This window comes from Pseudomonas bharatica (genome assembly GCF_048586865.1).
In the GTDB taxonomy this organism is placed as follows: domain Bacteria; phylum Pseudomonadota; class Gammaproteobacteria; order Pseudomonadales; family Pseudomonadaceae; genus Aquipseudomonas; species Aquipseudomonas bharatica.
This window is the reverse complement of sequence record NZ_JBMAWR010000003.1, coordinates 174,427-188,206: the sequence shown is the minus strand read 5'-3', so window position 1 is coordinate 188,206 and position 13,780 is coordinate 174,427. Positions and strand designations below refer to the sequence as shown.

General features: G+C 64.4%; 15 protein-coding genes and 1 pseudogene. 10 read left to right on the top strand and 6 right to left on the bottom strand.

All coding sequences use genetic code 11. The features are described from left to right. Positions 1-8: 8 nt before the first annotated feature. Positions 9-818, bottom strand: a complete 810-nt coding sequence (locus ACKLLE_RS05845; protein WP_420057168.1) for a shikimate dehydrogenase family protein — start codon at positions 816-818, stop codon at positions 9-11. 148 nt (positions 819-966) lie between these two features. Here ACKLLE_RS05845 and ACKLLE_RS05840 point away from each other — a divergent pair, with 148 nt between their 5' ends. Then, on the top strand, positions 967-1,740 hold the full coding sequence (locus ACKLLE_RS05840; RefSeq protein ID WP_009401587.1) for an IclR family transcriptional regulator domain-containing protein: 774 nt from the start codon (positions 967-969) through the stop codon (positions 1,738-1,740). 34 nt (positions 1,741-1,774) lie between these two features. Here ACKLLE_RS05840 and ACKLLE_RS05835 read toward each other — a convergent pair whose 3' ends face one another. Beyond that, positions 1,775-2,692: a LysR substrate-binding domain-containing protein gene (locus tag ACKLLE_RS05835; protein ID WP_420057167.1), complete on the bottom strand. Its 918-nt coding sequence runs from the start codon at positions 2,690-2,692 to the stop codon at positions 1,775-1,777. A 117-nt stretch (positions 2,693-2,809) separates the two neighbouring features. Here ACKLLE_RS05835 and ACKLLE_RS05830 point away from each other — a divergent pair, with 117 nt between their 5' ends. The 4 genes from ACKLLE_RS05830 (at position 2,810) to ACKLLE_RS05815 (ending at position 6,445) form a co-directional block, all read left to right on the top strand. Beyond that, positions 2,810-3,703 carry a sugar phosphate isomerase/epimerase family protein gene (locus ACKLLE_RS05830; RefSeq protein WP_420057166.1) on the top strand — a complete coding sequence of 298 codons (894 nt, stop codon included), beginning with the start codon at positions 2,810-2,812 and terminating at the stop codon, positions 3,701-3,703. Continuing rightward, entirely contained in the window at positions 3,700-4,476 is a 777-nt protein-coding gene (locus ACKLLE_RS05825; protein ID WP_420057165.1) for an SDR family NAD(P)-dependent oxidoreductase, read from the top strand. The genes ACKLLE_RS05830 and ACKLLE_RS05825 overlap by 4 nt, the downstream gene beginning before the upstream one ends. Positions 4,477-4,519: 43 nt before the next feature. Next, positions 4,520-5,815: an MFS transporter gene (locus ACKLLE_RS05820; protein ID WP_064302801.1), complete on the top strand. Its 1,296-nt coding sequence runs from the start codon at positions 4,520-4,522 to the stop codon at positions 5,813-5,815. A gap of 375 nt (positions 5,816-6,190) precedes the next feature. Next, positions 6,191-6,445, top strand: coding sequence for a type B 50S ribosomal protein L31 (locus tag ACKLLE_RS05815; RefSeq protein WP_420057164.1), 255 nt, complete (start codon positions 6,191-6,193; stop codon positions 6,443-6,445). A gap of 61 nt (positions 6,446-6,506) precedes the next feature. Here the strand turns inward: ACKLLE_RS05815 and ACKLLE_RS05810 are convergent, their stop codons facing one another. The 3 genes and pseudogenes from ACKLLE_RS05810 to ACKLLE_RS05800 all read right to left on the bottom strand — a co-directional run. Next, the gene (locus tag ACKLLE_RS05810) at positions 6,507-8,150 is read right to left on the bottom strand and encodes an acetolactate synthase large subunit (RefSeq protein ID WP_009401593.1); all 1,644 of its coding nucleotides are present in this window, start codon (positions 8,148-8,150) and stop codon (positions 6,507-6,509) included. 53 nt (positions 8,151-8,203) lie between these two features. Continuing rightward, on the bottom strand, positions 8,204-8,929 hold the full coding sequence (locus tag ACKLLE_RS05805; protein WP_420057163.1) for a transporter substrate-binding domain-containing protein: 726 nt from the start codon (positions 8,927-8,929) through the stop codon (positions 8,204-8,206). A 126-nt stretch (positions 8,930-9,055) separates the two neighbouring features. Next, positions 9,056-9,175 (bottom strand): annotated as a pseudogene (locus tag ACKLLE_RS05800) (OprD family outer membrane porin); the annotation flags it as partial. Between the two features lie 116 nt (positions 9,176-9,291). Between ACKLLE_RS05800 and ACKLLE_RS05795 the strand changes: the two are divergent. After that, positions 9,292-9,771 (top strand): OsmC family protein, encoded by a 480-nt coding sequence (locus ACKLLE_RS05795; protein WP_420057162.1) that lies wholly within the window; start codon positions 9,292-9,294, stop codon positions 9,769-9,771. Positions 9,772-9,946: 175 nt separating this feature from the next. On the opposite strand, the gene ACKLLE_RS05790 is transcribed toward ACKLLE_RS05795, so the two are convergent. After that, positions 9,947-10,651: a FadR/GntR family transcriptional regulator gene (locus ACKLLE_RS05790; protein WP_064302809.1), complete on the bottom strand. Its 705-nt coding sequence runs from the start codon at positions 10,649-10,651 to the stop codon at positions 9,947-9,949. A gap of 257 nt (positions 10,652-10,908) precedes the next feature. On the opposite strand from ACKLLE_RS05790, the gene ACKLLE_RS05785 reads away from it, so the two are divergent. From ACKLLE_RS05785 to ACKLLE_RS05770, 4 genes are read left to right on the top strand one after another with little or no spacing between them, the layout of a single operon-like run. Further along, a complete protein-coding gene (locus ACKLLE_RS05785) occupies positions 10,909-11,688 on the top strand; it encodes a transporter substrate-binding domain-containing protein (RefSeq protein ID WP_420057160.1) in 780 nt (259 codons plus the stop codon). Between the two features lie 10 nt (positions 11,689-11,698). Further along, the gene (locus ACKLLE_RS05780; RefSeq protein WP_420057159.1) at positions 11,699-12,364 is read left to right on the top strand and encodes an amino acid ABC transporter permease; all 666 of its coding nucleotides are present in this window, start codon (positions 11,699-11,701) and stop codon (positions 12,362-12,364) included. After that, positions 12,361-13,011 carry an amino acid ABC transporter permease gene (locus ACKLLE_RS05775; protein ID WP_420057313.1) on the top strand — a complete coding sequence of 217 codons (651 nt, stop codon included), beginning with the start codon at positions 12,361-12,363 and terminating at the stop codon, positions 13,009-13,011. The genes ACKLLE_RS05780 and ACKLLE_RS05775 overlap by 4 nt, the downstream gene beginning before the upstream one ends. Beyond that, positions 12,998-13,726 (top strand): amino acid ABC transporter ATP-binding protein, encoded by a 729-nt coding sequence (locus tag ACKLLE_RS05770; RefSeq protein ID WP_420057157.1) that lies wholly within the window; start codon positions 12,998-13,000, stop codon positions 13,724-13,726. The genes ACKLLE_RS05775 and ACKLLE_RS05770 overlap by 14 nt, the downstream gene beginning before the upstream one ends. Positions 13,727-13,780 lie beyond the last annotated feature (54 nt).

The window sequence follows — 13,780 nt, the reverse complement described above, 5'->3', positions numbered from 1 at the left end:
GCCGACCCTCACAACTGCAGGGGCGTGACGCCCATGAAATGACCGAGGTTGCCAAGCTGGGCGAAGGCCATCTGTGCACCGGTCTGGATCGCGCAGCCGCGTTCGCGGGCGGCGGCAAGCAAGGGGGTGATCTCCGGCGAAGTGACCACATCGGCAACCAGGGTGCTGGCACGCAGGCCTTCCAGCAGCGCCGCAGGCAGCGGCAACTCACCGGTGCCGCCCATGCCTGCCGGGGTGGCGTTGACCAGCAGGTCGAAGCGTTCCAGCGATTCGTAGCCGATCTCGAGGCGCACCTCGGCGAAGGCCTTGCCCAGCAACCCGGCAAGGCGTTCACACCGGGCGGCGCTGGCATCGGCAAGCACCAGCGAGGCGACCCCGGCCTGGCACAGCGACCAGGCGATGGCGCTGCCTACGCCGCCGGCACCGATCACCAGGGCACGCTTGCCCCGGGCCTGGAAACCGTTGAGGCAGGCCGCATTGAGAAAGCCCTCGCCGTCGACGTTATCGCCCAGCAGGCGGCCATCGGCCTGGCGGCGGATCACGTTTACCGTGCCCAGCGCCGCCGCCCGCTCGCTCACTTCATCGAGACGCCCGGCCAGCACCTGCTTGTAGGGCACGGTGACCACCACGCCGCGCAGGTTCCGCCATCCGCGCAGGGTGTCGATAAAGGCGTCGAGGGCGTCTTCGCGGATATCGATGGGCAACATCGCCAGGTCCTGGCGGTTGGCCTGGAACCAGCGGTTGAAGTTTTCCGGAGATTTGACCTGGGTTATGGGCGACCCAACGATCGCCACCAGTTCGGTGGAGCCGTGCAGCATGCTGACCTCCAAAGGATCGGTGTTGTTGTGCTGCAAGGGTGCGGTTCGACGCCGCCAGGGCCAATGGCGCAGATCGTCGTTTCGGTTGTTATTCGCTGTATCGCTGCGATAATCGCAGTCTTTCAGCAAATCAACGGAGCGCCAGGCCATGGCCCAGCCCGAGATCCATGCCCGTGACCTGATCGTCGGCCTGCAGAAGGGGCTGGCGTTGATGCAGCTGTTCAGCGTCGATCAACCAAAGCTCAGCGTGCCCGAGGCGGCGCGCCTGTCCGGCCTGACCCCGAGTGCGGCGCGACGCTTCCTGCTGACGCTGGTGCATGAGGCGTTCGTCGAAACCGATGGTCGTCACTACTGGCTGACACCCAAGGCGCTGCGCATCGGCCAGGCCTATGTGGATTCGGCCCAACTGCCAAGGATGCTGCGACCGGTGGTGGAACAGGTGGCGCGTACCACCCAGGAGCATGTGTCGGTGGGCACCCGCGACGGCGACGAGATCGTGCATATCGTGCGCAGCCGGTACAGCCACATCGCCTCGCTATCGATCCGGCCCGGGTCGCGCTTGCCGCTGTATTGCACCGCTGGCGGGCGAATCTGGCTGGCGTCCTTGGCGGAGGAGGAACTGGCGGCGTATTTCGCCCGGGTCGAACTGCGTGGGCTGACGCCGCATACCTGTGTCGATGAGCAGGCCTTGCGTGAGGAACTGCGCCGTGTGGCGGCCCAGGGATATGCCGAGGTGGACCAGGAATTCGAGGTGGGCATGCGCGTGCTGGGGGTACCGCTGGTGGATCGGCATGGGGTGTTGCGCTCGACCTTGACCATCACCACCCATGCTTCAAGGATCAGCCTGGAGGAAATGCGGCGGCGGTATCTGATGCCGCTGTATGAGGCACAGGCCTTGTTGAAGCCCGTCATGGAGGCCTGAAAGACCTGTGTTGCCAGCGATGAGGCCCGCAAGATCACCTTGAAACCTGAGGGGCACACCACTCCCGCAACAACCCCGCAAACACCTGCGCCGCTTCCGACAACGGCCGGTCCGTCGGCGTGGTGAGGCCGATCGGCGCGCGCAGCAAGGTGCTGCTGAATGGCAAGGCCTTGACGATCCCCAGCCGCAGATCCAGATCCACCACCCCACGCTGGACGAACCACACCCCGTCGTAGTCCTGCACATACACCCGTGAAAACGTCTCGCTCAGCGACTCCTGGATGGTAAACCCTTCCTCCGCGCCACTGGACAGCAGGAAGTTGTCGACGCTGATCCGCACCAGCGTGCCCTGGGGCGAAACCAGCAGCACATAGGGCCGCAAATCCTCCAGCATGAGCCTTTCCCGCGCCGCCAGCGGGTGCCCGCTGCGCACCACCAGCAGCAGGTCTTCTTCGTACAGTGCCTCGAAGACTACGCCGAGCATGTCGCGCCCGATCAGGCGTCCGACGATCAGGTCCAGCTCATGGGTGCGCAGCTTGCCGACGAGAAAGTCGTAGACACCGGCCAGCACCTGCACCTGGATCTGCGGAAAACGCTGGCGCATCTGCGCGATCACCGGCGCCAGCATGTAGCCCGCCGCCGTCGGCAAGGCGCCGACCCTCAGCACCTGCGGCGCCTGGGGCTGCACCTGCCCCTCCTCCAAGGCCATGCGAAAACTGGCCATGGCCTGCGCCGCGTGCTTGTGGAACGCCTCGCCGGCGCGGGTCAACTGCACGCCCTTGCGCCCGCGCACCAGCAGTTGCGAGCCCAGCTCCTGCTCCAGTTCCTTGATGCTCTTGGAAACCGCCGACAGGGTGATATGCAGCAAGCGCGCGGCGGTGGCGAGGCTGCCGGAGCTGACCACGGCAAGAAATACACGGAAGTGGCGCAGGCTGAGGGTGGAAAGATTCACTGGATGCCCCGGAAGTTAATCAACCTACAAGTTAACCAGGTAGCGCTTTTATATCAATTTAATCAACCAGTAACTTCATCTAGCATCCTCTCCATCATCAACAAGGATTCCCTCGCCATGACTCAAGCCCGCCCTCGCCTGGGCGTTTCCAGTGCCTCGTTGCCCAGCCTCGCTCCCGAGGCGCTGGTGGACGAACTCGCCCGCCTGGGTTATCAGGGCGTCGAATGGCGGGTCGCCGATATCGACAACCTGGACACCCGTCGTGCCTGGGATGCACGCAGTAACAACCGCTGCACGCTGCCCCCCTGCGAGCAGGCCATCGCCCGCATCCGCCAGCAATGCCAGGCCAATGGCCTGGAGATCTTTGGCCTGAGCCCCTACCTGCCAGTGGGCGATGTGGAGCAGGCCTTGCGCCTGATCGACCTCGCTGCCCTGGCCGGCAATGCCCGCCTGCGCCTGTGGGCGCCGGGCTACGAGAACGAGCGCTACAGCGAAGCCAGCGCGCGCATGCGTCGCTTCCTCGACCGCTTGCTGCCGCGCGCCGAAGCGGCCGGCGTACGCCTGGCGCTGGAGGTGCATCAGCGCACCATCTGCTCCAGCCCGTCCCTGGCCATGCGCATCGCCGAACACTACCCGGCGCAACACCTCGGAATCATCTACGACCTGGGCAACCTGGCCATCGAAGGCCGCGAGGATGTGCGCCTGTCCCTCGACCTGATGGGTGAGTACCTGGCCCATGTGCAGGTGAAGAACGTGGCCTGGGTGGCCCAGGCCGACGACCTGGGCTGGCGCTGGGAATGGTGCCCGCCGGACCAGGGCGTGCTGCCCCTGCGCAGCATGCTGCAGACCCTGGCCGCGCACGGTTTCGCCGACTGGCTGTCGATCGAAGACTTCGACACCACCTGGCCCGACGCCCACAAGCTGCTGCGCAACCGCGACCTGATCTGCCGCTATCTCGACCTGGATACGCCGGTCGCCCCTGTTTCCACCCCGGAGGTACCCTGCAAATGAACCTGCCCCACATCCCCCGCCGTGTTGCCCTGGTCACCGGCGCCGCCGGCGAGCTGGGCCGCGCCATCTGCCAGCGCCTGAGCCACGACGGCCTCGACCTGATCGCTGCGGATATCAACCTGGACGCCGCCCGAACCCTGGTCGACAGCCTGCCGCTGGCCGAGGGACAACGCGCCATCGCCGTGCACGCCGACCTGGGCGACGCCGCCTCCATCGCTGCCCTGGTGGAAGTGGGCGGCGGCGCCTTCGGACGTATCGATGTGGTGGTGAACAATGCCGCAGTCAATCATCGCGGCTCGCTGCATGATTTCGATCCGGCGCAATGGGACCACATGATGGCCGTCAACCTGCGCGGCCCGGCCCTGCTGTGCCAGAAGGTCGCGCCGTACTGGAAAACCCAGGCCAGCGGCCGGGTGATCAATATCGTCTCGCGCTGCTGGGTCGCCGGTGGACCGCCTGCCTATGTGGCCTGCAAGGCCGGGCTGGTCGGCCTGACCCGCTCCATGGCACGGGAACTGGCGCCGGACAACGTGACCGTCAACGCCATCGCCCCGGGCCTGCTGCCGTCGGCCTTCACCCTCGATGGCCGCGATACGGAAAGCTTCGAGCGCATGGCCCGGGGCTCGATCAACAACACCCCCCTCAAGCGCCTGGCCACCCCGCAGGACATCGCCGGCACCACCGCTTTCCTGGCTTCGGAGGACGCCGCCTTCATCACCGCCGAAGTCATTCATGTCTGCGGCGGCAGCCAGCTGGCGCCCTTCGGCAACTGAGACCCGCCTTACCCGACCACCACAACTACAAGAAAGGTTCGCTATGACCACTCCCCATCCCGAAAACCGGCGCATGGCGCGCCGGGCTGCGTTCGGCAGCTTCCTCGGCAGCGTTGTCGAGTACTACGACTTCTTCATCTACGGCTCGGCTGCGGCACTGGTGTTCAGCACGCTGTTCTTCCCCTCCGGCGACCCGATGGCCGGTACCCTCGCGGCCCTGGCGACCTTTGGCGTGGGCTATATCGCCCGGCCCGTCGGTGCGCTGGTCTGCGGCCACCTGGGCGACCGCATCGGACGCAAGCAGGTGCTGATGATGACCCTGCTGCTGATGGGCCTGGCCACCTTTGCCATCGGCTTGCTGCCCACCTATGCGAGCATCGGCCCCTGGGCCCCAGCATTGCTGGTGTTCTGCCGCCTGCTGCAAGGTTTCTCCGCCGGCGGCGAACAGGTCGGTGCCAGCCTGCTGACCATGGAGCACGCCCCTGGCAAGAGCAAAACCTTCTACACCAGCTGGCTGATCAATGGCGCTTCGATGGGCTCGATCCTCGCCACGTCGGTGTTCATACCGCTGTCCATGCTCAGCCAGGAACAGCTGCTGGCCTGGGGCTGGCGGATTCCCTTCCTGCTCAGTGCGGTGATGGTGGTCATCACCTGGCTGATCCGCCGCGGCGTGGAGGAAAGCCCGGAATTCAAGGCGAGCAAGCCGGCCGCACGGCGCCTGCCGGTGGCCGAGCTGTTCAACAAGGAGCGCCGCGCGTTCTTCACCGTGTTCAGCTGCGCGCTGATCTGTGCGGTGTCGTCACTGGTGATGATCTTCGGGCTGTCCTGGGCGACCAACAACCAGAACGTCGATCGTCCATCGATGCTCAGCGCCATCGCCGCCAGCCAGGTCGTGGCGCTGATCTGCCAGCCGCTGTTCGGCCTGCTGGCCGACCGCATCGGACGCAAGCGCATCTTCGCCATCGGCTCGCTGGCCTGCTGTGCCGGGGTATTCCTGTTCCTCTGGTCGATCAGCACCGGCAACCTTGGCCTGATCCTGTTCAGCACCGTACTGCTCAAGGGCGTGCTGTACAGCGCACCGAACGCCTTGTGGCCGTCGTTCTACGCCGAGATGTTCAGCATCCGCGTGCGCTACACCGGCGTCGGCCTGGCGACCCAGTTGAGCTTCATCATCTCCGGCTTCTCGCCAAGCCTGTGCTACGCGCTGATGAGCGATGGCAACGACTGGATTCCGGTGGCGTGCTTTATCGGCGGGCTGTCGTTGCTCGCGGCGATCGCGGCACTGGTGTCGCGCCCGGCAGGTGCCGACGAGCCGGTGTTGCAGGCGCGGCACGCGTGATTCGGGAGATCCGGCTGTTCAGCCCGGCTTGATACCGGGTCGATCCCATCGCTGGCAAGCCAGCTCCCACAGTGTTCCTGTGGGAGTCAGCCCAGCCTTTCAGGCTGCGCTGTCGCGCAGAGAACCGTTTTCAAAGCACGACGCGTACCCTGTGGGAGCGGGTTCACCCGCGACTGCGGTAGTGAGTTCACCATAGCAATCGCGGGTAAACCCGCTCCCACAAAGTCCCTGCAAATCAAAGAGTTATGTTTTGTTCTATGAGAGCTGGCTTGCCAGCGATTACGCCCGAGAGAACACCCATAAAGCCAGGGTTGAAATGAGATTCGATATCAAATAGCATTTCGTTACTTTATATCGTATCAACTGGAGTCCCTCATGAAACCCGGCATCCATCCCGCCTACCGCCCTGTCCTGTTCCACGACACCAGCGCCAATGCTTTCTGGCTGATCGGCTCCACTGTCGATACCGACAAGACCTATGTCCACAGCGACGGCAATACCTATCCCTACGTCACCCTCGACGTTTCCAGTGCCTCCCACCCGATCTACACCGGCCAGGAACGCAAGGCCAAGAGCGAAGGCCGTGTGGCGGGCTTCAACAAGCGCTTCGCCGGCTTCACCGCTAAATGAAATGAAAAACGCCGCTTTCCGGACTCCGGAAAGCGGCGTTCGCGTTCAACGTCGAAGCAGCTTAAACGGCCAGGGCGCGCTCACGCAGTTCGCTGTTGAGGATGCGATCGTTCTCGCTGTAGTCGACCGGGCAGTCGATCACGTGCACGCCCGGGGTCTTGATGCAGTGCTCCAGCAGCGGCAGCAGGCCCGCCGCGCTTTCCACCCGGTGGCCGTTGGCACCGTAGGCTTCGGCGTACTTGACGAAGTCGGGGTTGCCGTAGTCCAGGCCGAAGTCGGTGAAGCCCATGTTCGCCTGCTTCCAGCGGATCATGCCGTAGCCGTCGTCGCGCAGGATCACCACGGTGACGTGCATGCCCAGACGCACGGCGGTTTCCAGCTCCTGGCTGTTCATCATGAAGCCACCATCGCCGCACACGGCGATGACCGGACGATCCGGGTACACCAGGTGCGAAGCCATGGCCGACGGCAGGCCCGCGCCCATGGTTGCCAGGGCGTTGTCGAGCAGTACGGTGTTGGGCTTGTGCGCCTTGTAGTTGCGGGCGAACCAGATCTTGTAGATGCCGTTGTCCAGGGCAACGATGCCTTCGGACGGCAGGGCGCGACGGATGTCGGCGACCAGGCGCTGCGGGTACACCGGGAAGCGGTCGTCGTCCTTGCCTTCGGCGATCTGCGCTTCGTTGGCTTCGCGAATCGCCATCAGGCGGGTGAAGTCCCAGTGCGACACGTCGCCCAGGCCTTCGCCGATCTGCCATACGGCGTTGGCGATATCGCCGATCACTTCGATCTGCGGGAAGTACACGGCATCGACTTCGGCAGAACGGAAGTTGATGTGGATGACCTCGGTGCCGCCACGGACCATGAAGAACGGCGGCTTCTCGATCACGTCGTGGCCGATGTTGATGATCAGGTCGGCCGCTTCGACCGCACGGTGCACGAAGTCACCGGAGGACAGCGCCGCGTTGCCCAGGAAGCGCGGGTTGCGCTCATCGACCACGCCCTTGCCCAGCTGGGTGGTGACGAACGGAATGCCGGTCTTCTCGATCAGCTGGGTCAGGACCTTGGCGGTCATCTTGCGGTTGGCACCGGCACCGATCACCAGGATCGGGCTGCGCGCGGTGCGCAGCTTGTCGATGGCAGCCTCGATGGCCACGTGCTCGGCCAGCGGACGGCGATGCAGGCTAGGCGGGATCGGCAGCACGTCGGTCTGCTCGGCGGCGATGTCTTCCGGCAGTTCCAGGTGCACAGCGCCTGGCTTCTCTTCTTCCGCCAGGCGGAAGGCTTCACGCATGCGCGAAGGGATGTTGTCGGCCGAAGCGAACTGGTGAGTGTACTTGGTGATGGGGTCCATCATCCCGCACACGTCGATGATCTGGAAGCGACCCTGCTTGGACTTCTTGATCGGCTTCTGGCCGGTGATCATCAGCATCGGCATGCCGCCGAGGTAGGCATAGGCGCCAGCGGTCACCAGGTTGGTCGCGCCAGGACCGAGGGTCGACAGGCTGACGCCGGTCTTGCCGGTCAGGCGGCCATAGGTGGCGGCCATGAAGCCGGCGGACTGTTCGTGGCGGGTCAGCACCAGCTTGATCTTCGACTTGCGCAGGGATTCCAGCAGGTCGAGGTTTTCCTCACCGGGAATGCCGAACACATACTCGACACCTTCGTTTTCCAGGCATTGCACAACGACATCGGCGGCCTTGGCCATCTTGCTTGCTACCTCAAATGGGATTGCAGGATCAGGGAAAAAGGGTTGAGCGGTCAGCGCGGGGCACTGACATCAGGCTGCCCGGTCGCCAGCAAAGCGGCACGGACGAAGTCTTGACGTAAGCAACGCTGGATAAAGTCACTTACAAAGACGGCGCCATTGTCGCACCTTTTCGGCACTGCCATAGCTTGACGAATGGCAGTAAATGCACCGTTCAGCACCCGAAAGCGGGAATCGGCGGCGGCGACCTTCTCCAGCGGCTGGCGCACACCGGCCGCAGCGTCGAGATTCTGCTCGATAAACAGGTCCACGGCCCCGGCCGAAGTGCCGGCCCGCGCCAGTTGCGCATGCTGCAAGGTGCGACTCAGGTACAGATCGTAGGCAGCGCCCTCGCCTACCGCCAGGCGCAAACCGGGCTGGTCGAGCTGCTCCACATGCTGGAACGGCGCGTCTTTTTTCACCAGGTAGGTGCCTTCGATCAGCACGTAGGGCGCGCTGAAATGGATCTGCGCCTCGCGCACAGGCTCGATGGCAAGGAAGGCGACGGTCCAGGCATTGTCTTCGAGGGCGGCGAAGACCTTGCCGGCAGCGTCGAAGGTGCGCATTTCCAGGGTGACTCCCAGTTCTTCGGCCAGCGCCTTGGCCAGGGCCACGGAAACACCCTGGGGCTCGCCGTCCGGGCCGCGCTGGGCGAGGACCGGGTTGCCGAGGTTGATCGCGGCGCGGAGGATGCCGTCGGGGGCGAGGTCGTTGAGGATGGCGGGGGTCACGGCAGTCATGGGAAATCTTCTTGGCTGGACACGGACCCTGTGGGAGCGGGTTCACCCGCGATTACGATGGTGAATCCACTACCGCAATCGCGGGTAAACCCGCTCCCACAGGGTCCGTGTCGTCTCTGAATTGGCTTACCAGATCGGCAAGGTATAGGAAATGATCAGACGGTTCTCGTCCGCGCCACGGGCGAAGCTGGACCGATAGGCCGCATTGCGCCATTTGACGCCGACATTATTGAGTGCTCCAGCCTTGGAAGCTCAAGGTCGCTCATTGCAACCCTGCAATGGCCCTATGACCCTGCTGCAGATTTCACGATTGTGCACTCAGGGCGTAGGCTGGATTTCCGCTCATTTTCAGGACGAAGCCCATGGCCGAAAAACACCACCACTACGCCGTCACCGTTACCTGGATCGGCAACCAGGGCGCGGGAACCGCGTCCTACCGTGGCTACAGCCGTAACCATCTGCTCCAGGCGGAGGGCAAGCCGGCGATCGAAGGCTCGTCGGACCCGGCCTTCCGCGGCGATCCAGCGCGCTGGAATCCGGAGGAGTTGCTGCTGGCCTCGCTTTCCGCCTGCCACAAGCTGTGGTACCTGGGGCTGTGCGCCGAGGCCGGGATCGTGGTCCAGGCCTATGAAGATCGCGCCGAAGGCGAGATGGTCGAAGAAGCCAACGGTGCCGGGCAATTCACCTCCGTGACCCTGAAACCGAAGGTGACCCTGGCACCCGGCACGGACCTGGAGCAGGCACGCTCGCTGCATCGACTGGCGCATCAGAAGTGCTTCATTGCGCGGTCGGTGAATTTTCCGGTGGAGCATGAGGTGGAGCTGATACTGCAACCATCGTGAGGCCCTGTGGGAGCTGGCTTGCCAGCGATGAGGCCGGTCTGGGCAATGATGTTGTCGGATAGGGCCAAATCGCTGGCAAGCCAGCTCCCACAGGGTCCATGGCAGCCTCACCTCCTCCAGCGACTTCCACAAACTGCGCAATGTCGCATCATTGCGAGGGGTTTGCGCTGGAAACCTAGGCAGCAAACACGATCCCGCAACGCGCTGCAGCATTGCGGATATGTTCCTGCATGGCCTTCTGCGCTGCAGCGGGCGCGTGCCGGGCCAGGGCGCGGAGGATCTTGCGGTGTTCCTGCCAGGTTTCCATGGCGCGCTCGGGACGGATGAACGGCAGTTTCTGGCTTTCGACGAAGATCGCTTCACTGCTGGTGACGATATGCAGCATCGCCAGGTTGCCGCCGGCCTCCAGCAGACGGCGGTGGAAGGCGAAATCCAGCTGCGCCGCCGCCTCGAAATTGCCCGCCCGCAGTTCCACGCGCATGGCCTCGACATTCACCTCAAGGGCATCGAGGTCATCGGCGGTCAGGGCATTGGCGGCCTGGCCGGCGGCGAAGCCTTCCAGCACGTAGCGCAACTGGAAGGTATCCGCCGCACCGATCTGGGCGGCGAAAGGCCAGGCGAACCAGGGTGATTCACTAGCCGGCAGCGGCTTCGCCGCCTGTACGAACACGCCCTTGCCCGGCTGCACGCTGACCACGCCCAGCGCGCTCAGGGACGATAGCGCTTCGCGCAGTGACGCCCGGCTGACACCCAATCGCTCCGCCAGGTCGCGCTGCGATGGCAGGGCATCGCCAGCCTGGAATCCGCCTTCGCGGATCAGTTGCTGGATAGCCTGCACGGCCTGCTCCGGGACGGCGCTGCGGGTGGGGGTTTCGAACATGTGTTCAGACCAGTCGGAACGGAAGATGCGCTGTTTTACGTCCTTTCCCACCTGCTGCGCAAGTTTCGCTCCATCCTGGCGCAGGCCCGTGGCGCCTGCCTTTTCTCGGGGCACAGGATGCCGGAACGACCCGCAACTGTTCAGACCAGTAATACCGCACAACACCTGCTTTCCAGCCCGTTTCCATGGTTTCCCCGCAGGCTGGCACGGCGGCTGCAATAGCCGGAAACACACCTTTCCGCTGCGAGGCACCGACCATGATTTCCTTCCGCAAACTCCTGCTTGCCACCCTCCTCTGCGGCAGCGCCCTCGGCGCCCAGGCCGATGTGCTCGGCGACATCACCCAGCGCGGCGTGCTCAAGGTCGCCGTGCCCCAGGACTTCCCGCCGTTCGGCTCGGTCGGCCCGGACCTCAAGCCACGCGGCCTGGATATCGACACCGCGCAACTGCTGGCCGACAAGCTCGGGGTGAGGCTGGCCCTGACCCCGGTCAACAGCACCAACCGCATTCCCTTCCTCACCACCGGCAAGGTCGACCTGGTGATCTCGAGCCTGGGCAAGAACCCCGAGCGCGAGAAGGTGGTGGACTTCTCCCTGCCCTACGCGCCCTTCTACCTCGGCGTGTTCGGCCCCGAAGACAGCAGCATCGACAAGGTCGAGGCCCTGGCTGGCAAGACCATCAGCGTGACCCGCGGCGCCATCGAGGACATGGAGCTCAGTGCCGTGGCCCCGCAGGGCACCACCATCAAGCGCTTCGAGGACAACAACTCGACCATCGCCGCCTACCTGTCCGGCCAGGTCGATCTGATTGCCAGCGGCAGCGTGGTGATGGCAGCGATCGCCGAGAAGAATCCGAAGAAGGTGCCGGTGCTCAAGGTCAAGCTCAAGGACTCGCCGGTGTACGTCGGCATGAGCAAGGAGCAGCCGGCGCTGCGCGAGAAGGTCAACGCGATCCTCACCGAAGCCCGCAACGATGGCAGCCTCAACGCCAACGCCGAGAAATGGCTGAAGCAACCGCTGCCCGCCGACTTCCAGTGAGCCCTTGCGCATGGCCTATCAATTCGATTTCGCTGCAGTGCTGGCCCAGGGTGACCTGCTGCTCAAGGGTGCGCTGTTCACCCTCGAGCTGACCCTGATCGGCACCGTGGCCGGCGTGGCCGTGGGCATCCTTGGCGCGGTGGCCCGCGCCTGGCAACTGCGTCCGTTCAACTGGGTATTCGCGGCGTACGTGGAACTGATCCGCAACACACCCTTCATCGTCCAGCTGTTCTTCATCTTCTTCGGCCTCCCGGCCCTGGGCCTGCGCATGACGGAATGGCAGGCCGCGGTGCTGGCCATGATCATCAACCTGGGCGCCTATTCCACCGAGATCATCCGCGCCGGCATCCAGGCGATACCGCGGGGTCAGCTGGAAGCCGCGGCGGCCCTGGCCCTGAGCCGGGTCGAGACCTTCCGCCATGTGATCCTGCGCCCTGCCCTGGCGCGGGTCTGGCCGGCGCTGTCGAGCCAGATCGTGATCGTCATGCTGGGTTCGGCGGTGTGCTCGCAGATTGCGACCGAAGAGTTGTCGTTCGCCGCCAACTTCATCCAGTCGCGCAACTTCCGCGCGTTCGAAACCTACCTGCTGACCACCCTGGTGTACCTGCTGATGGCCATCGCCGTGCGCCAGGTGCTCAACCTACTGGGCCGGCGCCTGATCCTGAGGAGAGGCTGATGGAATTCACCTTGTGGGACATCGTCCGCAACCTGCTGGTCGGCCTGCAGTGGACCCTGCTGCTGTCGCTGGTGGCCTTCGTCTGCGGCGGCCTGGGCGGTTTGCTGATGCTGCTGGCACGAATCTCGGAAAATGCCAGCCTGCGCGTGCTTGCCCGCTGCTATATCGAGCTGTTCCAGGGCACGCCACTGCTGATGCAACTGTTCATGGTGTTCTTCGGCATTGCCCTGTTCGGCATCGACGTCTCGGCCTGGATGGCGGCGGCAGTGGCCTTGACCCTGTTCACCAGCGCTTTCCTCGCCGAGATCTGGCGCGGCTGCGTCGAGTCGATCCCGCGCGGGCAATGGGAGGCCGGCTCGAGCCTGGCGCTGAACCGCTACGAGCAACTGCGCCATGTGATCCTGCCGCAAGCCCTGCGTATCGCCGTGGCGCCGACCGTCGGCTTTTCGGTGCAGGTGGTCAAGGGCACCGCGGTGACCTCGATCATCGGTTTCACCGAGCTGACCAAGACCGGCGGCATGCTGGCCAATGCCACGTTCGAACCCTTCCTGATCTACGGCCTGGTTGCCCTGGGCTATTTCATCCTGTGTTTTCCATTGTCCCTGGGTGCGCGTTACCTGGAGAGGAGGCTGCATGCTGCTGGTTAGAGTGTCCGCGTTGCACAAATACTACGGGGACAACCATGTCCTCAAGGGTGTCGACCTGAGCATCGAGCAAGGCGAGGTGGTGGCGATCATCGGCCGCAGCGGCTCGGGCAAGAGCACCTTGCTGCGCACCCTGAACGGCCTCGAATCGATCAATGACGGGGTGATCGAGGTGGACGGCGAGTACCTCGACGCCGCCCGTGCCGACCTGCGGTCGTTGCGACAGAAGGTCGGGATGATCTTCCAGCAGTTCAACCTGTTCCCGCACCTGAGCATCGGCGAGAACGTCATGCTCGCCCCGCAACTGGTGAAGAAGACGCCCAAGGCCGAAGCCCGCGAGCTGGCGCAGCGCATGCTCGACCGGGTCGGCCTGGGCAACCGTTTCGACGCCTTCCCCGACCAGCTTTCCGGTGGCCAGCAGCAGCGGGTGGCCATCGCCCGGGCCCTGGCGATGTCGCCGAAAGTGCTGTTGTGCGATGAAATCACCTCGGCGCTGGACCCGGAGCTGGTCAACGAAGTGCTGGCGGTGGTCCGCGAACTGGCGCGGGAAGGCATGACCCTGGTGATGGTCACCCACGAAATGCGCTTTGCCCGTGAGGTCGGCGACAAGCTGGTGTTCATGCACCAGGGCAAGGTGCATGAGATGGGCGATCCGAAGGTACTGTTCGACGCACCGCAAACGCCGGAGCTGGCGAATTTCATCGGGAGTGTTGCCTGAACACACCCTGTGGGAGCTGGCTTGCCAGCGATGAGGCCAGCTTGAGCAATGATG